The 22,804-nt window shown below is 52.9% G+C and carries 20 protein-coding genes; 17 read left to right on the top strand and 3 right to left on the bottom strand.

All coding sequences use genetic code 11. From position 1 onward, the window contains the following. The first annotated feature begins 303 nt into the window (after window positions 1-303). The 3 genes from ACYVAD_RS04340 to ACYVAD_RS04330 all read left to right on the top strand — a co-directional run bounded on the left by ACYVAD_RS04340 (window position 304) and on the right by ACYVAD_RS04330 (window position 2,232). Window positions 304-669: a YtxH domain-containing protein gene (locus tag ACYVAD_RS04340; RefSeq protein ID WP_461138229.1), complete on the top strand. Its 366-nt coding sequence runs from the start codon at window positions 304-306 to the stop codon at window positions 667-669. A 164-nt stretch (window positions 670-833) separates the two neighbouring features. Continuing rightward, the gene (locus ACYVAD_RS04335; RefSeq protein WP_461138228.1) at window positions 834-1,583 is read left to right on the top strand and encodes a hypothetical protein; all 750 of its coding nucleotides are present in this window, start codon (window positions 834-836) and stop codon (window positions 1,581-1,583) included. Then, window positions 1,555-2,232, top strand: coding sequence for a hypothetical protein (locus tag ACYVAD_RS04330; RefSeq protein WP_461138227.1), 678 nt, complete (start codon window positions 1,555-1,557; stop codon window positions 2,230-2,232). The genes ACYVAD_RS04335 and ACYVAD_RS04330 overlap by 29 nt, the downstream gene beginning before the upstream one ends. 32 nt (window positions 2,233-2,264) lie before the next feature. Here the strand turns inward: ACYVAD_RS04330 and ACYVAD_RS04325 are convergent, their stop codons facing one another. Beyond that, on the bottom strand, window positions 2,265-3,158 hold the full coding sequence (locus ACYVAD_RS04325) for a ChaN family lipoprotein (RefSeq protein WP_461138226.1): 894 nt from the start codon (window positions 3,156-3,158) through the stop codon (window positions 2,265-2,267). Between the two features lie 84 nt (window positions 3,159-3,242). Between ACYVAD_RS04325 and ACYVAD_RS04320 the strand changes: the two genes are divergently transcribed. Genes ACYVAD_RS04320 through ACYVAD_RS04310 form a run of 3 tightly spaced genes read left to right on the top strand, consistent with a single transcriptional unit; the run spans window position 3,243 to window position 6,634 of the window. Then, a complete protein-coding gene (locus ACYVAD_RS04320) occupies window positions 3,243-4,658 on the top strand; it encodes an ATP-binding protein (protein WP_461138225.1) in 1,416 nt (471 codons plus the stop codon). 6 nt (window positions 4,659-4,664) lie between these two features. After that, complete coding sequence (locus tag ACYVAD_RS04315; RefSeq protein ID WP_461138224.1) at window positions 4,665-6,326, top strand: FAD-dependent oxidoreductase; 1,662 nt, start codon at window positions 4,665-4,667, stop codon at window positions 6,324-6,326. Window positions 6,327-6,370: 44 nt separating this feature from the next. Then, on the top strand, window positions 6,371-6,634 hold the full coding sequence (locus tag ACYVAD_RS04310; protein WP_461138223.1) for a UBP-type zinc finger domain-containing protein: 264 nt from the start codon (window positions 6,371-6,373) through the stop codon (window positions 6,632-6,634). Between the two features lie 10 nt (window positions 6,635-6,644). Here ACYVAD_RS04310 and ACYVAD_RS04305 read toward each other — a convergent pair whose 3' ends face one another. Further along, on the bottom strand, window positions 6,645-7,166 hold the full coding sequence (locus ACYVAD_RS04305) for a putative immunity protein (protein WP_461138222.1): 522 nt from the start codon (window positions 7,164-7,166) through the stop codon (window positions 6,645-6,647). A 227-nt stretch (window positions 7,167-7,393) separates the two neighbouring features. On the opposite strand from ACYVAD_RS04305, the gene egtB reads away from it, so the two are divergent. The 3 genes from egtB to ACYVAD_RS04290 all read left to right on the top strand — a co-directional run bounded on the left by egtB (window position 7,394) and on the right by ACYVAD_RS04290 (window position 10,163). Further along, on the top strand, window positions 7,394-8,566 hold the full coding sequence (egtB, locus tag ACYVAD_RS04300) for an ergothioneine biosynthesis protein EgtB (RefSeq protein WP_461138221.1): 1,173 nt from the start codon (window positions 7,394-7,396) through the stop codon (window positions 8,564-8,566). Between the two features lie 44 nt (window positions 8,567-8,610). After that, window positions 8,611-9,579: an L-histidine N(alpha)-methyltransferase gene (egtD, locus tag ACYVAD_RS04295; protein ID WP_461138522.1), complete on the top strand. Its 969-nt coding sequence runs from the start codon at window positions 8,611-8,613 to the stop codon at window positions 9,577-9,579. Between the two features lie 191 nt (window positions 9,580-9,770). Further along, window positions 9,771-10,163 carry a response regulator gene (locus ACYVAD_RS04290; protein WP_461138220.1) on the top strand — a complete coding sequence of 131 codons (393 nt, stop codon included), beginning with the start codon at window positions 9,771-9,773 and terminating at the stop codon, window positions 10,161-10,163. A gap of 14 nt (window positions 10,164-10,177) precedes the next feature. Here the strand turns inward: ACYVAD_RS04290 and ACYVAD_RS04285 are convergent, their stop codons facing one another. After that, window positions 10,178-10,783 carry a hypothetical protein gene (locus ACYVAD_RS04285; RefSeq protein ID WP_461138219.1) on the bottom strand — a complete coding sequence of 202 codons (606 nt, stop codon included), beginning with the start codon at window positions 10,781-10,783 and terminating at the stop codon, window positions 10,178-10,180. A gap of 231 nt (window positions 10,784-11,014) precedes the next feature. Here ACYVAD_RS04285 and ACYVAD_RS04280 point away from each other — a divergent pair, with 231 nt between their 5' ends. From ACYVAD_RS04280 to ACYVAD_RS04245, 8 genes are all read left to right on the top strand, one after another. Continuing rightward, on the top strand, window positions 11,015-12,418 hold the full coding sequence (locus tag ACYVAD_RS04280) for a glycoside hydrolase family 30 protein (protein WP_461138218.1): 1,404 nt from the start codon (window positions 11,015-11,017) through the stop codon (window positions 12,416-12,418). Window positions 12,419-12,529: 111 nt separating this feature from the next. Then, window positions 12,530-13,336, top strand: coding sequence for a 3-keto-disaccharide hydrolase (locus ACYVAD_RS04275; RefSeq protein ID WP_461138217.1), 807 nt, complete (start codon window positions 12,530-12,532; stop codon window positions 13,334-13,336). 705 nt (window positions 13,337-14,041) lie between these two features. Beyond that, window positions 14,042-14,335 carry a hypothetical protein gene (locus tag ACYVAD_RS04270; protein WP_461138216.1) on the top strand — a complete coding sequence of 98 codons (294 nt, stop codon included), beginning with the start codon at window positions 14,042-14,044 and terminating at the stop codon, window positions 14,333-14,335. 133 nt (window positions 14,336-14,468) lie between these two features. After that, entirely contained in the window at window positions 14,469-17,516 is a 3,048-nt protein-coding gene (locus tag ACYVAD_RS04265) for a SusC/RagA family TonB-linked outer membrane protein (protein ID WP_461138215.1), read from the top strand. A gap of 70 nt (window positions 17,517-17,586) precedes the next feature. Further along, entirely contained in the window at window positions 17,587-18,933 is a 1,347-nt protein-coding gene (locus ACYVAD_RS04260; protein ID WP_461138214.1) for a RagB/SusD family nutrient uptake outer membrane protein, read from the top strand. 10 nt (window positions 18,934-18,943) lie between these two features. Further along, window positions 18,944-19,870, top strand: a complete 927-nt coding sequence (locus ACYVAD_RS04255; protein WP_461138213.1) for a cyanophycinase — start codon at window positions 18,944-18,946, stop codon at window positions 19,868-19,870. A gap of 204 nt (window positions 19,871-20,074) precedes the next feature. Continuing rightward, complete coding sequence (locus ACYVAD_RS04250; protein ID WP_461138212.1) at window positions 20,075-21,361, top strand: O-acetylhomoserine aminocarboxypropyltransferase/cysteine synthase family protein; 1,287 nt, start codon at window positions 20,075-20,077, stop codon at window positions 21,359-21,361. Between the two features lie 11 nt (window positions 21,362-21,372). After that, window positions 21,373-22,800, top strand: coding sequence for a DoxX family protein (locus ACYVAD_RS04245; protein WP_461138211.1), 1,428 nt, complete (start codon window positions 21,373-21,375; stop codon window positions 22,798-22,800). The last annotated feature ends 4 nt before the right edge of the window (window positions 22,801-22,804 follow it).

Genomic DNA, 22,804 nt, shown 5'->3' with positions numbered 1-22,804 from the left:
GTAAGAAGTTAATTACCGGGTCAAAAATCGAGCGTAATGCATTAAGCACAAACAGTACCATGCAGGTTATCTGAGTGAAACAGATCAAACCATACTAAGTGTATTACGTCTACCAAGCATCCTGCCACAAGGCGGTTAGGTAATATTGCCCAATTTGGGTAATATTACCTACACATTTGCTAGTAGTTATTCTATTTACATAGTAATTGGCTGTTGATAATCAAGAAGTTGAACAAATAATATCTTGTTGGTACATTTATTTCTGTGGCTGTGAGTTACGTAAAATATAACTAACTCGTCGCTATGCTACCTATCAACTATAAGAGGAAGGACACTCTGGATCAACTAGCTAGTCAATATAACTTGGTTGGAACACTAATCAGTGGTGCGGTTGGTCTGGTCATCGGGTTTCTCGTTGCTCCTCAGTCGGGTAAGAGATTACGCGACAAGCTGATCGGTGCTGCTAAAGACGAAAGCGACGAGCTGCGGCATCAATGGCGAAAAGGTAAATCCCAGGCAAAACAAACCTTTTCCGATGCTACGTCTGACACGAAGGCGCTTGTCAACGACGTGCAAGATGAATTCGACGCCTATACCGATAAGGCTAAAAGTAGCGCACAGGCTAGCATCGATAAGATCAGGGATATTGATAACAATCTGGTTCATTAGGTCTCGCCCGTTGTTGCCGCTTTTGTTGCCACAGAAAGGATGCCGTCCATTGTTCTGAGTGGCTATCCCGGCGCAAAGCACATCCTTTGCTTATCGCACTGTTCGTTCAGCCCCATCGGCTAAGTAATGGATACTAGTTCTGATTTCACTCAACACAACCCATCATGAAAAACACTACTAACTGGATAGGCAGCCTCCTGCTGCTTGTTTGCCTTTCTTCGTTTGTTCGCGCTCAGGATACGCTTATTGTCAGCCAACAACCTTTCGTTGCTACCCATACAGTATTCGCGGGCTTTCAAATTCCCCTGAACTACACCGCGGGGTACCAGTTCCGGTTCAGTCGGCGGGTTTCTGCGCAGATACAGGGAGGACTGATTGCCGCTCCTTTTGAACAATACACACTAAGGCTCTTAAACGGTTTTGGCCTGGATCCTAACTTGAGCCGGGTTATCGATCGTTCATTTCGACAAGGGAGCTCGGCTAGTCTGGGAGTAAGTGTGCACGCGAATTCACCCTGGTATGGCACCCTGTTTGGGCAGTATGTTCATTTTGCGGCAGGACCGATTACGCCCGCTGACGGCCTGGGGATCTATTTCAATCGAGACTTCTCCGATTTTGGGCTGCTCAACTCACCATCATTTGTTTTCAATCTGCAATCAACACTCTGGGTAGCCGGCATTCGGCTGGGACGCTCGTTTCAGTTTGGGGATTCACGCTTCGGCCTGAACACGGAGCTAGGCCTGGGGAAAGTACTAACGACACAAAACAACTTCTCTTCTAACCGACTAACCGTTGATGCACTTGGCGTCACCCAACGACTGTACAGCAGCCTAGACAATGAAATCGATTCTAAACTCCGCCAATATGGTTACTTACCTACACTCAATGTATTATTCACGTACCGCTTACGTTAACCGACGCCGTAGCATACTGATGCAACTAACGGCCACTATAGCACTTGTAGCTATCTCCCTCTTGCTTTCCCAGTGTGGTGTTAACCGACAGGTACAACAGGCCAAGCAGTTGAGCAAAAGTCGTTACGCCGTGCGCTCCGCCGACAACGTTACGGTAGCCGGTTATGACGTCAGAGAGTTCAGAGATATCCAGAAAATCGAAGATGTAAACCCACTCAAATACCCAAGAATCGCAGCGGGTTTACTTGAGCGGAACGTTCCCTTCGGCGCCAATATCAACCTGGAAATTGTTAACCCAACCAACGATACAGCGGCCATCAATCAGTTTGATTACCGATTGCTGCTAGATGGCAACGAACTGGCGATGGGAATCGTTGACCGGCGAGTAGCCGTGCCGCCGGGCGGAGGAAAAGTAGTTGTTCCCATCCCTGTAAACGCCAACGTGTATGGTCTAGTGACCAGCTCAAATACCCGACGGGCTTTCATCGATCTGGTTCGTAGCTTAGCTGGTGGTGACCAGACCTCGCCTTCTCGCATTACGTTGAAGATAAGACCGACGTTAATGCTGGGTAAAAAGGAAGTAAAATATCCCGGATACATCGATATTGACAAAGAAGTAACCCGAGATATGCTCATGCAAGCTCGCTAAACAGGGTGGCATCGAACTCCCCGACGTTATGGCTAGTACGTTTTAGTCATGTCGTCGGGGATAGCCAGGATAAAGTCGGCCAGCTGCTTGTTTTCGGCTTTAGGTTTCTCAATATCGGGCAGTTCGACCGTGGAGATGGTTACGATATTCAGGTCGGGGCGTTGCTTGTGCAGGTACCAGACAATCCCTTCGAAGTTTTTAGAGTGATAATCGCCGTTGAAATGTAACAGCGTCTGACCGGGCTTCAGATTCTGCAAAATAAAGTGCGCCATGGTCGCGTCTTTAATGGCCTGCGCCCGCGCGAAGTTGGCCGATATATCCGCGTTTCCGCCATGTGGGTTCTTGCTATCGCCTGAACCATGCCCGCCCATCATGTCAAGCATTCCTTTATAACCCGGCAGCGTCAGATCAACCGTAATGGGGAGTGGAGCTATCTGCTGCTTGGCTTCTGTGGACAACGTATCCAGAGCCGTTAGTCCCTTTCTGGCTACCAGGCTGGCGTATTTACGCGGTACGTTGGTTGCCACGAACGGCACTTTGTTGTCACGAGCCAGGTCGACGATAGGCTTGTAATCCGTGTTAAAGTTGGGCCAAAGCCGAGCCTGGGTGGCAAACTCTTTGTCGGTCGTACGGCCATCTACGTAATCTGTTAGCGCCTGCTGGTTATCGGCTTCAAACATTTCGGCCCCCATCACCAGCGCCCCTTTTTTCTCCTGTTGCAAACGTTTGGCTAATTGCAGCTCCAGCCAGTGGCCAAGAGCATTGTTGTGCAGTTCGCCAAATAGCACCACGTCGGCACCGGCGGCCTGTTGGGCGAGTTTGTTGAACGTAGTGGATTTCAGGTTGGCTGTATAAAGCTGGTAGGCTGGTTTGTCGGGCTGAAAGGCAAATCCGACAAGGCAAAGCAGAAGGAGAACCGCGCGCATGGTTGGAAAGTCGAGTACGTACCGCTGTAACCAATCCGGTTCAGCATTAGTTACCCGTTTGAGTTAAGCTGTTGAAATTACGGTATGACGCTGTTAGAAACCTTACGCCAGTTTTCATTTTTCGCGGTCGTTCCCGATCAGCAACTGCAATGGTTACTGGATCGGGCGCAGGAAGAACGTTACCCCGTCAATCACGTAATAACGAAACCTGGAGAACCCGTCGATTATCTGACGCTGATCCTGGAAGGAGTTATTGTGATTGATTCTGGCCATCCTGGGCCCGACGATGATCTCATTACTTACGGTCCTTACTCCATAATGGGATTACTGCCTTTTTCGCGGATGAAACAGTCTAGTAACCGCGTAATTGTTGAGCAGCCTGCCTATGTACTACGGCTTCATCGTGATCAGTTCCGGGACATGACGCAGACCTGTTACGAGCTGACGGAAGCTCTGGTCCAGCAAATGACAACTCGCGTTCGGGACATGACCCGGCAGACCCAGCAGGAAGATAAAATGGCTTCGCTGGGTCGGTTGTCGGCGGGGCTGGCACACGAGTTGAACAATCCTGTCTCAGCCGTTTCCCGTTCGGCTGAAACGTTACGCGACTACCGATGCGTGGCGCCGGATGTGTTCAAAGCCATGATGCGGCTGAATCTTGACGACGCGCAGGTGAACGCAATCAGTGAATTATTCCGGCAGAAAACCAGTCAGACCGACCGAAAGCCGCTGTCCATGATGGAGCGTAGCAGCCGGGAAGATGAGCTGCTGGACTGGCTTGACGATCATGGATTGAGCGACGACCAGGCCAGCGCGTCTACAGATGTAGCGGGTCCATTAGCGGAATACGACTTTACGGTCGATGAACTGGATACGCTGCTGGAGCAGGTTGGAGAAGACAACCTGTCTGGAGGAATTCGCTGGCTTGTCGACAACCTTATGACCGAGCGCCTGGTCAACGACATTGGCCAGGCGTCGGAGCGGATTGCTACGTTAGTTACGTCGATCAAGAATTATACGCACATGGACCGAAGTTCGGGGCGGGACTCCTTCCGGCTGGCTGATGGCGTCCAGAGTACGCTGACGCTGCTGGGGCACAAGCTCAAAAGCAAGCATATTCAACTGACTGTCGATATGCCGGACGATTTACCTGCTGTTTGCGGGCGTCAGGGCGAATTGAATCAGGTCTGGACTAATCTGATCGACAACGCTATCGACGCAATGGACGACGGGGGAATGCTCACGATTAGCAGTGAAGTGGATCGACGCGCCGACGGAGAAGAATTCTTACAGACAAAAATAATTGATAACGGTAGCGGCATCCCCGACGACATTCGGGATAAGCTATTCGAGCCGTTTTTCACAACGAAAGAAATTGGCAAAGGAACCGGTCTGGGACTCGATATTGTGCGGGGTATTGTCAAACAGCACAACGGATCTATTAAATTCGAATCGGAACCGGGCCGGACAGAGTTCTGTGTATGCCTGCCAACCAACTAGTCCTCTATGAAGCTCCCGATTATTTTTGCCATTGATGATGATCCGCAGGTGCTTCAGGCTATCCAGCATGACCTTCGTCAACATTACCGAAAGCAATACCGGATTCTGTGTACGGAGTCAGCGCAGGAAGCACTGGATGCTCTGCCCGATCTGGCCCGGAAGAAGGAGCAGGTTGCGTTATTCTTGTCCGATCAGCGAATGCCGGGCATGACAGGCGTCGATTTTCTGTCCAAAGCCAAAAAGCTATTTCCCAACGCTAAACGGGCGCTACTAACGGCCTATTCCGATACCGAAGCTGCCATTCGCGCGATCAACGAGGTGCAACTGGATTACTACATCGGCAAGCCCTGGAATCCACCCGAAGAAAAGCTATATCCCGTACTTGACGACCTCTTGAGTGACTGGCAATCGACATATCGGCCCAGCTACGAAGGACTACAGCTGGTTGGGTATCAGTTTTCGCCCCAGTCGCACGAATTGAAGGATTTTCTGGCGGGGAATCTGTTCCCTTACCAATGGCTCGATATTGAAAGTGATCCCAGAGGAGAGGAACTGCTCAATCAAAATAGCCTCTGTCGAGATGATCTACCCGTCGTTTCGTTTGCCGACGGGACGGTGCTGTCGCATCCGAGTCTAAGTGACCTGGGTACTAAGCTTGGGTTGCAACCCAAGGCCAAAGCAGAATTGTATGACCTGGCCATTGTTGGGGCAGGTCCCGCTGGTCTGGCAGCAGCGGTGTATGGCGGCTCAGAAGGACTCAAAACTATTCTGATCGACAAACGGGCACCGGGTGGCCAGGCCGGAACCAGCTCCCGAATCGAAAATTACCTGGGTTTTCCAAACGGCTTGAGTGGGGCCGACCTGACACGCCGGGCTATTTCGCAGGCAACGCGCTTCGGCGTTGAGTTTCTCGCTCCGCAGGAAGTGGTTTCTATTACGTCCAGTGGGCAGTACAAAACCATTAATATGGCCGACGGAAGTCAGGTGGTAGCCCGTGCAATCCTGTTGAGCACGGGGGTTTCGTACCGACAACTGGAGAACGAAAGCCTGCATAAATTCACCGGGGCGGGTGTGTATTATGGCGCGGCTACTACCGAAGCGTACGCTTTCAAAGACAAGCCGGTTTACATCGTTGGCGGTGGCAACTCGGCCGGGCAGGGGGCTATGTATCTCTCCCGCACGGCCGCCGAAGTATTTATCTGCGTGCACCGGCGCGACCTGAGCGAAACCATGTCGCAGTATTTGATCGACCAGATCGACCGGACCCCGAACATTACCGTGCTGGGCTGTACAGAAGTCGTGGAAGGCAAAGGCGATGACCACCTGGAAGAGTTGGTACTGGAAGACCTGGATAACGATACCAAACAGACTGTACAAGCAGGCGCGCTGTTCATCTTCATTGGTGCCAAACCGCTGACGGACTGGATCGAGATGGACATCATTAAAGACCCTAAAGGCTTCATTGCTACCGGTCGGGATCTGGCCAGATATGCCGACTTCAAGAAGGTCTGGCGGTACGAACGGGAACCTTACCTCCTCGAAACATGCAGCATTGGTGTATTTGCCGCGGGCGACGTACGGGCTGGGGCGATGAACCGCGTGGCGTCAGCAGTAGGCGAGGGCGCCATGGCTGTTAGCTTTGTGCACAAGTACCTGGCAGAAACGTAACAAATTGGTGATAGCCAGTTGTATATCGTCTAAACACATCTACTATGCCTTGTCCTCATCTTTCCGAATTAACGGCGGTTCAACTGCCTGATCAGCCCGCCGTCTGCGAGGAGTGCATTCAAATGGATGGTGTCTGGGTGCATCTGCGTACCTGCCAGACCTGCGGTACTACGCTCTGCTGCGATTCATCGCCGAACCAGCATGCGACGAAGCATTTTCATAAAACGGAGCATCCGGTTGTTGCCTCCGCCGAACCAAACGAGCGCTGGCTCTGGTGTTACGCCGACGAAGAAATGGCGCGGTATTGATCCCGCAATTTTACGTTACGTCAGTAAAGGCAAACCAGCACAGGTGATTGCGTAGTTTTTGGTCATCAAGAACAAGCTCGCGAATAGGATCGGGCAGTTGGGCGCGCTGCCACTGACATTCGTTGTCGGCCACTAAATCTTTTTCATCTTCGGAGACGGACGCCCGAACGGCCCTGATCGCGTAGGCTGCGGCACCCAACTCATGGGCCGCTACGTGAGCCACGGCCACTGCCTGACCGGCTGCCAGAGCCGCAAATTTAGCTGCGTCAGGCATGCCTTTAGCCGCAGCGTTGGCTGCGAAAGCCGCCTGGTGCGCCTGTTTCATGGGTATCTTCCCTTGTACCCAGGCTTGTGTCAACTCAATGGCTTGCCTTGGACGTTTGTCGTCGGGGTTGGCTTGCTCAAACAGGTGCAGTACGTGTTCGGCGCAGGCAGCAGCCCACAACGCCAGCAAATGATGGTCTGAGGCCGTTAGGGTACCACCGCGCCTGATTGTGATAAATCTGGGATCTCTTTCTTTCGGTAATATCATCGGCTGATTGCTTCGTTACGTTTGTTGGTTAGATACTTAGTTAAACAGGCTTATCTGTAGCCATTCAGGAGCAGAAATCGCTTGCTATTCGTCTTAAACTGATGGCATTCAGCGCTCCGTTTTCCATATGCGATATTACTCTATCTACTTTAAGGTAATAGTCACAACTTATTCGGTCAAAACTGGTTATATAGGGAATCCTCATTTTCTGGCCCCCTCATCTTATCGTGATTGCCGAACAAACATTGACTGACCAGTATCTGCGGGTGCGCGCCCATTCGGAAGCGATCTGCCGAGGACTGGAAACCGAAGATTACGTCGTACAGCCCGTTGTTGACGTAAGCCCCCCCAAATGGCATATTGGCCATACAACCTGGTTCTGGGAAACGTTTCTACTAATCCCAAATCTGCCTGATTACAAACCTTTTCACGAAGACTTTAGCTACGTATTCAACAGTTACTACGAAACAGTAGGCAAGCGGGTGTTGCGTACGGATCGGGGTAACCTGAGCCGTCCGACGGTGACAGGCGTGTATCAGTACCGGGCCTACGTGGATAAATACATGCAGCGTTTTCTGGACACGGTAGAACTGACCGATACGTTGCACGCCCTGATTGAATTGGGGCTGAACCATGAGCAGCAACACCAGGAACTGCTCATCACGGATATTAAATATATACTTGGCAATAATCCGCTATTACCCGCCATTGATATGCCCGTGCAGGAAAACCCGGTGCTGACATCGAGCCTGCCGGTTACGATCAGTGAAGGAGTGCACACCATCGGTTATCAGGGAAATGGGTTCTGCTTCGATAATGAGCTTGGTCCGCATAAGGTATACCTGAACGAAACGACACTGTCGGGTAATCTGGTGACTAACGCCGAATACCTGGCCTTCGTCGAAGCGGGCGGTTATCGAAATTTCCGCTACTGGCTCTCCGACGGCTGGGCGTGGGTGAATGCTAATCAGATTCAGGCGCCCTTGTACTGGCATAAAATCGAAAGCCTTTGGTACACCTACACCTTCGATGGGCTACAACGGATTAATCCCGACGCGGCTGTTACGCACATCAGCCAGTACGAAGCTGATGCATACGCCCGCTGGAAACAACAACGGCTGCCCACCGAATTTGAATGGGAAGCTGCCGCGAAAGCTGACAGCGCTTTTGCGTGGGGGACGCGCTGGGAGTGGACTAACTCGGCTTATCTACCTTATCCCGGCTTTTCCACCGCCGAAGGAGCTGTGGGCGAATACAATGGTAAATTCATGAGTGGGCAGATCATACTCCGGGGAGCATCCATTGCGACCCCCGAGGGCCATGCCCGACTAACCTATCGAAATTTCTTTCAACCTGACAAACGATGGCAGTATACGGGAATACGTTTAGTGAATCAGTAACCATTGATCCGAGGGTATATGCTACCCAGAGTGATGAGTTGGTAATGAATCTGGAGGATCAAACAGACATAGACCCCGCGCTGGCCGAAGAGGTACGTACTGGTCTACAGCAAACGCCAAAACGCTTGTCGTCGCGTTTTTTTTACGATGCTGAGGGGAGCCGGATATTTCAGGCAATCATGCACGCACCAGAATACTATCTGACGCGGTCAGAATACGAAATTCTGGATATGCAGAAGGCCGAGTTATTACGTCTATTCCAATCCGATGGACGTCCGTTTGAACTAGTAGAACTGGGCGCGGGTGATGGCTTGAAAACCAAAGTGCTCCTGTCGTATTTCGTTGAACAGGGCGTGCCGTTCACGTACGCACCAGTGGATATATCAGCCGACGCGCTGGATGGTTTAGCGGCCGATATTCGGCGGCAATGGCCCGCCATGCGGATCAACCCCCGACACGACGACTATTTTAACGCGTTAGAGCAACTATCTGCCGAGTCAAACGCCCGGCGGGTGGTACTTTTCCTCGGGTCGAACATCGGAAATTTTGCCCCTTCAGAAGCCGTTGATTTCTACCAGCAGATCAGTGATCGGCTTCGGCCCGGTGATCTGGTATTAACGGGGTTTGATTTGCAAAAGCACCCCGCAATCATCCACGCGGCCTATAACGATCGGCAGGGCCTGACACGGGCGTTCAATCTAAACCTGCTCCGGCGTTTGAACCGGGATCTCGACGCTCGTTTCGACCTGGCGTCTTTCGATCATTACGAGACTTATAATCCCGAAACGGGTGAAGCCCGAAGCTACCTGGTCAGCCAGAAAACGCAGACCGTCCGAATCAACGCGCTGGACATGAACGTACCGTTTGCTTACGGTGAGATCATTCACACTGAGATTTCGCGTAAGTTCACCCGGGCTGATATTGAAGGGCTGGCCCTGCAGACAGGATTCTCGGTAACTGGCTGGCTGACAGATTGCAAGGGGTACTTCGCTGACGTTTTGTTCGAACGTTAACTATTTATTATACAAAAACGAAAAAAGACCGGCTATAACCGGTCTTTTTTCGTTTTTAACTATAGAATAAGAGGGGTATTTGTGGCGTATCGAAAAATTAAGTTTTCGAACGGTAAACAAAAGTTACGTACAGGTAGTAATTGGCTGTAAGTCATTTGCCAGTGCGCGCCCTACCCATATATTTAATCCGCATGAATCAGTTTTCGCCTTTGTGGCTAGTCGATGACAAGCCTAACAATCATTTGATTGTGGGCGTCGCGTTACGTTCATCAAAATCGCTTATCGTGCCAACTTTTTTTCGAGATGGTGATGAAATGATGCATTCGTTGCGGCAGGTACCTCAGCTACCAAAAGTGGTGCTGTTAGATCTACACACACGGCGACTGGATGGTTTCAGAGTACTTCGCCGGTTGCGCAACCAACCCGCTTACAAAGATATTTCCGTAGTCGTATTAACTACGTCGGCTGACCAGCAGGATCGGGAAAAAGCGATGCTGATGGGAGCAACGGATTACCGCGTGAAACCAACCAGTCTGGAAACAACAAAGGGGTTGTTGAGTTGGGTAACAAACAAGTGGCTGTAACAACCTGGAAATTTTCAACGCGCCACCAGGTAATCCGTAAGCGATTTCCACTGAATTTTCTGATAGAAAAGCCAGCCCATTTCAGCAATTGCTGTATTGATCAAGGCATGGTCGCCCGCCTGTTCCCCTTCGTTATTAATCCGCTCATCACGGCCAATCTCACTGGCGATGACGGCATTTCCCTGTCTCTCTACCCGAAACGTACTGCTGGATTCCTTGCGAAAAAAGTGTCTGGTTGCTGTTTGCTGACTGTTTGGCGCCTGACTGGGATGTACCGTAAACTCAGCGATAGTAGTCTCCAGCGACAAGGACGTAACATGTACCCAGTTTTCGGGAACTGGCCCCGGCAGTACGATCTTTATGTAATCGCCCAGTTGCACCGTACTCCCTTGCTTAGGCTGCCCAGTAGCATCGTGCAGTGAAAAATCGGAAGTCAAGGCCGAGATCTCCGACCAACTATTGACGTCGAGAAGGCGCTGAACGGCCTGGCTGAATAGTTGCTGGGCCGCTGCCTCGTCGGGAAGTACTTGCTGGCTGGAATACGTCTTATGTTTTACTTCGGCGCCCTGCAAGGCCTTTGCCTCGTGGCTAAGCTGATCGTATGCCTTCTTTAGTTTCATGGTCGTCGAGCAGAGTTAATGAGCAAAAAATCAGATAAATACGCCGGAGATAGTGCCAGCTTAACGCGTTAAATTCGACAGTGTTCCTATAGCGGCTCAGCTGTTCCGTTACGGTCTTCACGGAAGATCCAATGCGTATAGGCCCGTTAGTATTCGAAAATTATCCGCACAGATGACTAAAGACAGCCGCAAACTGTCTTTAGTCATTTTAGAAAGAGAGCAGAGCCTACTATGAGCTTATCAATCAACAAATACGCTGGCATTTGTGCGCTGGCTCTACTGGTGACCAATCCCAGTTTTGGTCAGAAAGCGAAGCAAGTAGACTATTGGCTTACCGATCCCGGTAATAATGTGCTGTTTGTGCAGCAAAAACCGCTGGCATTGAGTGCCGCCAACGGGAAGTCGCCAACGATCACCGTCAATGCGGGCAAAACGTACCAGGCCATCGACGGTTTTGGCTATACGTTAACGGGCGGGAGTGCCATGCTGATTCACAAAATGGACGCCAACGCCCGGAAGCAACTTCTAAACGAGTTATTCGCTACGTCAGGGAAAAGTATTGGCGTTAGTTACCTACGGGTGAGTATTGGTGCGTCGGACCTGGACGCTGAGGTATTTTCGTATGACGATTTACCTGCTGGCGAGACTGACCCTAAGCTGACTAACTTCAGCCTTCAGCCCGATCAGGAACACCTTATTCCGGTACTGAAAGAGATTCTGGCGATCAACCCGAAACTAAAAATCTTGGGGTCTCCCTGGTCGCCACCTACCTGGATGAAGACCAACGGCAACTCGAAAGGGGGAAGTCTGAAGCCTGGATTTTACGATGCATACGCCCAATATTTCGTGAAATACATTCAGGGAATGGCAAAGGAAGGGATTCCGCTTGACGCCATTACAATTCAGAATGAACCGCTGCATCCCGGCAACAACCCCAGTCTGCTGATGCTGTCGGCTGAGCAGGCAACGTTCATCAAGAATCACCTCGGACCGGCGTTCAAAGCTGCCAAGATCAATACGAAGATCTGGCTGTACGATCATAACGCCGACCATCCCGAATACGCTACCTCCATTCTGGACGATCCGGATGCGAAGAAATACGTAGATGGTTCGGCCTTTCACCTCTACGCGGGACCCATTGACGCGCTGAGTAAAGTTCACGATGCTCATCCCGACAAGAACGTGTATTTCACCGAGCAGTGGATTGGGGCGCCGGGCAATATGAAAACCGACCTGAACTGGCACGTCAAGACGCTGATGATCGGGGCCACCCGCAACTGGAGCCGGACGGTGCTGGAATGGAATCTGGCTGCCGACCCTAACCAGAAACCGCATACGCCCGGGGGCTGCGACCGTTGTCTGGGTGCTCTGACGATTGACGGAAGCAACGTAACACGCAATCCGGCTTACTTTAACGTAGCGATTATGTCAAAATTCGTGCGGCCGGGTTCGGTGCGGATTGAATCGAATACCGGCGAGACGTTGCCTAATGTCGCTTTCAAAACTCCCGACGGCCATATTGCGCTAGTGGTGCTGAATACCAGCGAGTCTACGCAGCCATTTTCGGTGCAGCAGGGGGCAAAGCTAATCCAGGCAGCCCTGCCGGCCGGGGCAGTAGGAACATATGTTTGGTAGTGAAAAAATACGGTGGAATTACTACCATTTTTTCCCGCCAAAAGAATGTAATCCCGCATTTGCTATCTTTGAACAAATTCTCTTACGCACGATTAACCCGATTAGTTTTCAATGAAAAACGTTCCGCTTTCCCTAGCCTGTTGCGCGGGGTTGCTTGGCTTGCTGCTAGCACAATCGGCTACGGCCCAAACCCAACCCAGCAAACAAACACCTGAATCAACCGAAATCTGGGAACCTGTTCCTCCTGTAGTAACACCGGGTAACCCATCGGCCAACGCAACGGGTAACACGCCACCATCCGATGCTATTGTCCTGTTCGATGGCAAAAACACTGATCAGTGGGTAGCTATCAGAGGCTACTCTCCCGAAAACTGGGAAAAGAAAAACGAAGGCCCGCTGAAGTGGCCCGTAACCGACGGGGTGATGTACTCAACCAAAGGTTTTTCGGCCCGGTCGAAGCAGGAGTTCAACGATTTCCAGCTTCACCTAGAGTTTAAAACACCCGAGAAAGTAGAAGGAAATAGCCAGGGCCGGGGCAATAGCGGGGTGTTCCTGCAAGGCCGGTACGAATTGCAGGTACTGGACAATTACAACAACCCAACTTATGTTGACGGTATGGTTGGCTCGATCTACAAGCAGTCGATTCCATTGGCCAACCCCAGCCGTAAGCCCGGTGAATGGCAGACCTACGACGTAGTCTATCAGGCGCCTAAGTTCAACAAAGCTGGTATGATGACGGATTATGCGTACGTAACGGTTCTGCTGAACGGTATCGTGGTACAGAACCACGCAGCCATCCGCGGTACGACCGAATACATTGGTTATCCAAAAGTTCAGCCTCATGGTGCGGGTCCAATCCTGCTCCAGGATCACGGCAACCCTGTTGGCTTCCGTAACATCTGGGTACGGCCGCTGTAAATTATAAGCGTATATTCTTTGCAAAAGCCCCCGGTGTAGCGCCGGGGGCTTTTGTCGTATTGTCCAATTCTGTCAGTCGTGTAGACCTGGTATGCGCAGTTAATTTTGTCTGGTTGGAACCGTTGCTATATGAGTATTCTTACCAATAATACTACCAGAACTAAATGGCATAGCTCGATAGTAACCCATTGAAAGCCCGTGAACTAACCAGATCAGTGCTGACGAATAGAATTTGATTTTTAGCTAGCGCAGCACTGAATAGACCTAAAAACCGATAGACTATTGCCGTAATTGGCTGATAATCATTTTTTTATGTTTTTCTTGGAAATGTAAAATCGGGCAATCAACTTTGTCCACCAAGGAGCCAGAGTACTACATAGCAGGCCACTACTGTATCAATGAATACCGACCAGCAACAGCCCCAGTTTCGAGCGACACTCAGTATGTCTTCTCTGTCGACGCTGATGCGGCAAATGCGATTAATGACGCCCTGTTGTTAGGACTGCATTGATCAGTTAGTAGTTTTTGTTTCTGTTACGCCTAAGCCAGTTGACTTAAGAGATTGTACGATGAAAAGGCACTATGTCTATAGTTTATAAATCTATTAAGTATATAGAATATATGAGCAAATGGCTTAGAGTAGCAAGTTTGTCAGCGTTTTAAAATACGATCAGCGTGTCGATTACATCAACCAACAAACGAATCATGTATTCCATCAAACAATCATCGGGCAATGACTTGACTCGTTCGCTCGATAATGCGCCCATCACGTACCACGTGACTGGATTTGACCGGATTCAGTTCGTGAGCGATATCATTCAGGCGGTAACGCTCGATGGGAGTAAACCCGTTTTAGACCTGCATTTTGAATGCGATGGTATACGGGCGGGAGGCCGGATAACGGTTCGGTCGGCCAATCAATATCAAACATCAACCCTGTACGAGCGGCTTCGTTCGGTGCAGGGTGTCGTTAATGTCGAACAGGTTATGGCCAGATAGGAAGAGAGAGGATAAGGAAGCGACCTGCCAGTTGCTGAATTGTCAAAAAAAGGCCGGAACGGCTGCCACCGTTCCGGCCGGTTAACAACAAGGCCCTGCCAGGCCTCATTTTCATATAACCACTACTAAAGTAATGCAAAAACGTTTATCCGTACGGTATGCTGCCAACTACCGCACGATTGGCCTGACTATCCTTGGTGGATTAGTCTGGCTAATCAGTATTCATGAATTACGGGCACAGTCATCAGCCGAGCGTCGCTTAACGGGCGTTGTCCGCGCTAAAGCGGGCGATGTATTGCCCGGTTCCAACATTGTATTTAAAGGACAAACGCGCGGAACCTCTACGGACGGGAAAGGTGAATTCACGCTGGACGCTAAAGCGGGTGATGTGCTAGTCATTTCAGCCATCGGCTACCAGACGACCGAAGTTACTGTTGGCAACCAGCCAACGCTTACTGTTACGTTGACCGAAGTGGCTTCGCAACTGAATGAAGTCGTCGTCGTTGGCTACGGAACCCAGGACCGGAAAGAGCTGGTTGGTTCGGTGTCGCAGGTAAACGCTGAGGAAATTAAAAATCGGCCCGTTGCCAGCTTCGATCAGCAGCTGCAGGGTCGGGCGGCCGGGGTGCAGGTAGCCGCCAACACGGGCGTACCGGGTGATGGTATTTACTTCCGTATCCGGGGTACTACGTCCATCAACGCTAGCAACGACCCGCTTTACGTAGTCGACGGGGTGTTCGTCAACAACCAGTCGCTTCAGAAGATCACCACGCAGGGGCAGGCCAATAACCCGCTGGCCGATATCAATCCAGCGGATATTGAGTCGATTTCGATCCTGAAAGATGCCGAAGCCACGGCCATCTACGGGGCACGGGCCGCGAACGGCGTGGTGCTGATTACGACCAAACGGGGGGCCTATAACGCCAAACCCAAGGTTACGCTCAACACGTCGCTGGGGCAGGCGTGGGCACCCAAGCTCTGGGACCTGACTACTGGACCCGAACACGCAACGATCATCAACGAAGCCTGGATCAACGACGGCAAATCAGCCGCGACGCGCCCGTTCCGGCCCAAATCGGAAGGCGGCCGGGGACTCCCCGAAGAACAACCCACCTACGACCGGTTAGGCGATATATTCCGTACGGGGGCTTTACAGAACTACGACCTGTCGGTGGCGGGCGGCAACGCGAACACCCGCTATTACATCGGCGGGGGTTACACCAGTCAGCAGGCCACGTTACGTACCAACGATTTCAACCGGGCCAGCTTCAAAGTAAATCTGGATCAGGATATTACCGACAAGATCAAGATTGGGACAAGCAACATTCTCTCGCAGTCGAAGCGCACCAACGCCCGTGTTGGCGACGGGCCGCAGGGGGGTATTTTGCAGGCGGCCCTGCACACACCGACATACCTGCCCAAGTTCAATGACGACGGGACGTACGCCAAATGGGCGGGCTTCGACAACCTCGATGTGCTGATCAACAACACTGATATGAACTCGACCAGCACGCGCTACATCGGCAATATCTATGGCGAATACGAGATCGTCAAGGGGCTAAAACTGCGTAGTAGCTGGAGTCTGGACTACAACAATTACGACGAATACGAATACTGGAACACGCTGACCAACCGGGGCAGCGCGAGTAAGGGCCTGGCTACGTCGAGTATCAGCAACAACACGATCTGGATCAACGAGCAGACGCTGAACTACCGCAAGGCATTTGGTGGACAGCACACGTTCAGTGCCTTGCTGGGTAATACGCTACAAGGCAACGTATCGACCCAGACGCTGGCGCAGGGGACCAACTTCCCCTCGGATGCGTTCCGGCAGATCACGTCGGCCTCGGTGACGACGGCGTCCTCGAATCGCTACGCCTACAACCTAACCTCGTTTTTCGGGCGGGTCGATTACAGTTTTGCGCGGAAATACTTCCTCGAAGCCAGCCTGCGCGCCGATGCCTCGTCCAAATTCGCGGAGGGCAATCGATGGGGGTGTTTTCCGTCGGTGGGAGTCGCCTGGCAGTTGAAACAGGAGAACTTCCTGAAAGATGTAGGCTTCCTGAGCGACCTTAAACTGCGGGCCAGTGTGGGCTACACCGGTAACCAGAACGGTATCGACAACTACGCATCCCGTGGGCTGTGGGGCGGTGGCTTTAACTACCAGGACAATCCCGGTACGTTCCCCGTGCAACTTGCCAACCCGAACCTGCGGTGGGAAACCACGCGTCAGGCCAACGTCGGGCTGAACATCGGCCTGATCAATAACCGCATCGGTCTCGAACTGAATGCCTACCACAAGTACACCTACGATCTGCTGTTGCAGGTACCGCTGGCGCAGAGCACAGGCTTCGCGTCGATCTACCAGAACAACGGGGCCGTCAGTAACCGGGGACTTGAGTTTGCCGTCAACTCGTTGAACATCAACCGGGGCGGGTTGCAGTGGAACACAAGTTTCAACATCGCCACAAACATCAGCCGGATTGAACAGCTATCCATCCCGGTTGATGCCAGTTACTCGGTCGAGCGGATGCAGCAGGGCCAGCCGTTCCACGCGTACTACGTCTACAAACAACTTTACGTTGATCCGCAAACCGGCAACGCGGTTTACGAGGATATCAATAAAGACGGGCAAATTACGGCCGACGACCGGCAGTTTTACGGTAGCGCATTACCAACCCTGTTTGGTGGATTAAATAACACGCTGTCGTACAAATGCTTCGATCTGTCGATCTTCTTCAATTTCCAGACGGGCAACAAGGTCTTCAACAGCAACCGATTCTTCCACGAGTCGGGCGGCACGCGTGACGAACGCCGGGCGATTAACAAAAATCAGCTGACCCGCTGGCAGAAGCCGGGTGACATCACGGACGTTCCCCGCGTAACGACCATCGGCACTAACTACAACCTGAGCCCGATTAGCCGGTTCGTGGAAGACGGTTCGTTTCTGCGCCTGAACTCGCTGGTGATTGGCTACACCATTCCCAAGGTAATCCTGAGCAAGATAGGCATTGCGTCGGCCCGCGTCTATTACAGTGGCTCGAACCTGTGGCTGCTCAGCCGCTACCAGGGGCCTGATCCGGAGGTGAACGTAACGGCGAACCCGACTACGCAGGGCTACGATCTGGGTACGCCACCACAGCCGCGCACCGCTCAGTTTGGTCTGAATGTTACCCTCTAAATTGACGGACGCTACTACGTACACGGTCAATTTCAGCACGTTGCTTTAGCCGAGTTGCTCCATTATCATCATGAAAAAATTAGCGTATTATATACTCCCGGTCGTTCTGCTACTCACCAGCAGTTGCCAGCAATTCCTCGACGTTCAGCCTGATTTGCAGGTCGACCAGTCGCAGGCTATTACCAATGCCAGTACGGCTGAAGCCGCTGTTAACGGCATGTATAACCGACTTGGGAACGACAGCTATTACGGCTCGAACTTCCCGGCCTTGTCGTACTTGTCGGGGGGCGACATCAACTGGACGGGTTCGCAGACGGCCCCACAGGAAATCTTCGCCCGGCGCGTTACGTCGACCAACGGCTACGTCGGTTCGGCCTGGGCAGCTATCTACCGAACGGTGCTGGCGGCCAACTACCTGCTCGAAACCGTCCCCAACCTGTCGGACCCGCAACTGACGGCTGACCGTAAAAATCAGATTCAGGGCGAAGCCTATACCATCCGGGCGCTGTCGTACTTTGATCTGGCGCGGGGCTGGGGCGGGGTGCAGTTGATTCTGAAAGCCACCTATACGCCATCGGACAATACGGGCATTCCACGCAGTAGCTTGGCGGATACCTACGCGCAGGTGCTAAAGGACCTGACCGCGGCCGAACCGCTACTAAGTAACACCACCAACCGCAACCGGATTACCCGTAAGACGGTCTGGGCACTACGAGCACGGTATCACCTGTACCGGCAGGAGTGGGAGCAGGCTGAAAGCTACGCCAGCAAACTCATAGACGATACGAACTATAAGCTGGTGTCACCCTACAGCGCGTTTTTTGCTAATAACGCCGTTGCCACGACCGAGTCGGTGTTTGAAATTGCCTATAGCAACTCGTTCAAAAACGGGCATTATAACTGGTGGCTACCCCCGGCGCTGAGCGGTCGGCGGGAATGGGCACCCAACGACGCGCTCGTAAAATCGCTGAACGACGCAACTGTGGGCGGCAACCGGAAAGACCTTATTGCACAGACGGCTGCGCCGGGAAATCTCTGGTACGGCAAACTGTACTACCGCATTCCGCTGGGCACTGACCCGGCCTACATCATCCGGATTGCGGAACTGTACCTGATCCGGGCCGAAGCGCGGGCACAGCTGGGCAAAACCACGCTCGCCCTGGCCGACCTCAATGCGGTACGTAGTCGGGCCAGTGTTGCCGCGTCGACAGCCGCGACGAAAGACGCCCTGCTCGTAGCTATCAGCGACGAACGCCGGGTCGAATTTCCCTTCGAGACTGACCGCTGGTTCGATCTGGTCCGCACCGGGCGGGTCGCTACCGTACTGGGCATCACCGACACGAAAAAATACGTATTTCCCATTCCAAACAGCGAACTTCTGGCCGACAAAGCCCTGACGCAGAACGCAGGGTACTAATCCGAAACGCATGAAAAAGCAACTATTCATCCTTAGTCTCCTGCTAAGTATCGCCTTGTTTGGTCGGGCGCAATCGCCAACGAGTCTGTCCGGGGGCTCTCCGTCCAGAGCGGCACAACCCAAATTCGTCGGTCCTGAAAAAGGCGCACTGGTGATCGTCGGGGGCGGGGCTATTACGCCCGACATCTGGAACCGCTTCGTGGAACTGGCCGGTGGTAAAGCAGCCGCCAACATCGTCGTCATTCCAACGGCGGGGGAGGACTCGTCGGCGAATGGTACCCCGCGCGAGTTTGAAACGCTGAAGAAGCTGGGCGTAACGAAGCTGACGCTGCTGCACACCCGCGATCCGAAAGTAGCCAATACCGAAGCCTTTGTGGCCCCGTTGAAACAGGCGACGGGTATCTGGTTCGTGGGCGGGCGTCACTGGCGACTGACGGACTCCTACCTGAATACGCTGGCCCACAAGGAATTCAACGCCCTGCTGAGTCGGGGTGGGGTGATTGGTGGTACGTCGGCGGGGGCAACGATTCAGGGCTCGTTCATGGTGCGGGGCGATACGAAAGGCAACGCCATCATGATCGGCGACCACACGCAGGGGCTGGACTTCATCCACAACGTAACGATCGATCAGCACGTCATGCGCCGGAACCGGCAGTTCGATCTGATCGAAGTAATCAAAGCCCGGCCGGAACTGCTGGGGCTTGGTATCGACGAGGGCACGGCGGTAGTGGTACAGCAGAACGCGTTCGAGGTGCTAGGCGCTTCCTATGTCGGCATCTACGACGCCAAACAGATCGCCAGCAGCGCACAGTACCCGTCTGGACAGAACAGCACCGGTGGTCCATTCTACTACCTAGGCAAAGGGCAAAAATTTGATTTGCAAACCCGTACGGTGATTTCGCGCGCTTCCCAGCGGCCGAACGAACCGGCAAAATAATAACCTCACCCCCCAGCCCCCTCTCCTAAAACAGGAGAGGGGGTGACTAGCAGCAAATTAATCTTTTATTCTGCCTACTCCTGCAAAGCTGTGCGACATACTATTGCTTGTCGTTGATACCTCCCCTCTCCTGTTTTAGGAGAGGGGCCGGGGGTGAGGTCATCAAAGTCAACTAAAAAAACAATCTTCAAAATCCACTAATCTATGCGCTTCGAAACGATTCAACTCCACGGTGGCCAGCAGGTTGATCCAACCACCAATGCCAGAGCGGTGCCAATCTACCAGACGACGTCTTACGCCTTCAACGACACGACGCACGGTGCTAATCTATTCGCCCTGAAAGAATTCGGTAACATCTACAGCCGTATCATGAACCCCACCAACGAGGTGTTCGAAAAGCGGATCGCCGAGCTGGAAGGGGGCGTCGCGGCATTAGCGGTTGCGTCCGGGCACGCGGCACAGTTCATCGCGATCAACAACATCACGACCGTTGGCGACAACTTCGTGACGACAACTTATCTCTACGGTGGTTCGTACAATCAGTTCAAAAACTCGTTCAAAAACATCGGCGTCGAAGCGCGCTTTGCCGACGGAGACAAGGTCGAGAGTTTTGAAAAGCTGATCGATGAGCGGACGAAGTTTCTGTATCTGGAAACCATCGGGAATCCCGGTTTCAACGTGCCCGATTTCGAAGCCTTTGCCCGACTGGCCGAAAAATATGATCTGCCGTTAATCGTTGATAATACGTTCGGCGCGGCCGGGGCCATCGCCCGACCCATCGACTACGGTGCGCATATCATTGTGGAGTCGGCGACGAAGTGGATTGGCGGCCACGGTACCACCATCGGGGGCGTAATCGTGGATTCCGGCAAGTACAACTGGGGCAACGGGAAGTACCGTCAGTTTACCGATCCGTCGCCGAGCTACCACGGCCTGGTCCTGAACGATGTATTCGGTGTCGGCGGTCCGTTCGGTAACATCCAGTTCATCATCCGGGCGCGGGTGGAAGGCTTGCGCGACTGGGGGCCGTCGCAGAGTCCGTTCAACTCGTTTCTGCTGTTGCAGGGGCTGGAAACGCTGACGTTACGTATCGAGCGGACAACCCAGAACGCGCTGGAACTGGCGCAGTGGCTCCAACAGCATCCGCAGGTGGCCAGCGTAAACTACCTGGGTCTGACCGATAATCCGTACCATACGCTGGCGAAAAAATACCTGCAACGCGGCTTCGGCGGTGTGCTGTCGTTCGAGCTGAAAGGCGACAAAGCCCGCGCCGAAAAGTTTGTGAACAGCCTGAGACTCATTAGCCACCTGGCTAACGTGGGCGACTCCAAAACGCTGATTATCCACCCGGCGTCGACTACGCATTCCCAACTGAACGAAGAGGAACAGTCTGGTGCGGGCGTGGCCCCAACGGCCCTGCGGCTCTCCGTTGGTCTCGAGCATATTGACGACATCAAAGAAGATATTGAGCAGGCTCTGGCTGCTCTCTAAACCGCTGTCGCATGAACAAACTCACTAGCACCGTCACGCCCGACTGGCACCCCACCTGGGAAACGCGCGCACCAATTCAGCGCTCCGGCACCGCTGTCAGGCAGTCAGATACGGGTGGCTGGACACCGACAGAACGTATTCTGTTCCGGTTCTTTTTCCTGTATTTTACCTTGCAGGCCGTTCCACTGGACTGGCGTTTCTACCGCGACTTAATCGCGCTGAACTGGGGCGACATTTTCTACCGGGATGTATTCAATCTGTCACGCTATGCTCCCCGGTTTTTTGGTCAAGGAATCGCGGCCGATACGTTCGCCGATTGGGCCATCGTAGCGCAGATCGCCCTGGTCGGTACGCTGCTCTGGAGCTGGCGGGCCAAAAAACAGGTGAATTACGATGGGCTGTATTACGTCCTGCGGGTAGTCCTGCGCTACCGGCTGGCGTTTGGCGTGCTGGCCTACGGTTTCATCAAGCTGTTTCCGTTGCAGGCTCCCTATCCGTCTATCAGCAACCTGAACACGGCCTACGGTGATTTCTCGGCCTGGAAATTATTCTCGCTGAGTCTGGGCGTGGTACCGTCCTACGAATCGTTCCTGGGGCTGGTCGAAGTGCTGGGCGGTCTGTTGCTGCTGAATCGCCGGACCACCCCCATCGGCCTGCTGATTATCATTCCGTTTCTGGGCAACGTGTTTGTCTCGAATCTGGCTTACGAGGGGGGCGAACACATCTACAGCTTCCTGCTGATTACGTTCGCGCTGGCCCTGTTTGCCTTCGATGCTGTGCGGTTATTCCGGCTCGTGTCGCTGGAAATAGCAGCCGCTCCGGCGCGGTACCGGCCCGTATTCACCAGCTGGCAACGTACCGCCCGGCTGGTCGCCAAAAGCATGTTTATCGTGTTTCTGGTCGGTGTCTATGGCTACAAAACCTACGCAGCCTATACGCACGGGCCGTACCAGTTTCCGCAGTCGGCGGGTTTACCGGGCGCGGCTGGCGTGTACACTGTGACCGAATTTAAACTGAGAGGCCAGACGATTCCATACGCCCGGCGGGACTCGGTACGCTGGCAGGATGTCGTGTTTGAAACCTGGAACACGATCAGCGTCAAATCAAATCGACCGGTTCGGCTTGATCAACGTAATACCGAAGAAATTTCTGCCGCTGACGCCGACCGGACGTACGAACAGGCCGGGTCGCAGGGACGGCACTATTACCAGTACCAGATCGACTCGACCAGCCACCTATTAACCCTGACAAACCAGAACCCGAACCACGCCCGCGAGACCCTACGGCTGCACTACGACCGGCCAACGGCACAGCGCATTACACTGTCGGGTATAAACGAAGACCGCGACTCGGTGTACGTTGTCCTGGACAAACAAGCAAAAAAATACCTACTCGACGAAGCGGCCAAGGCAGGCCGACGCGGTGCACTCACGCTTTAACTGA

This window comes from Spirosoma pomorum (genome assembly GCF_054776615.1).
The sequence above is the reverse complement of the archived record's forward strand: the minus strand, read 5'-3'. Positions and strand labels throughout refer to the sequence as shown.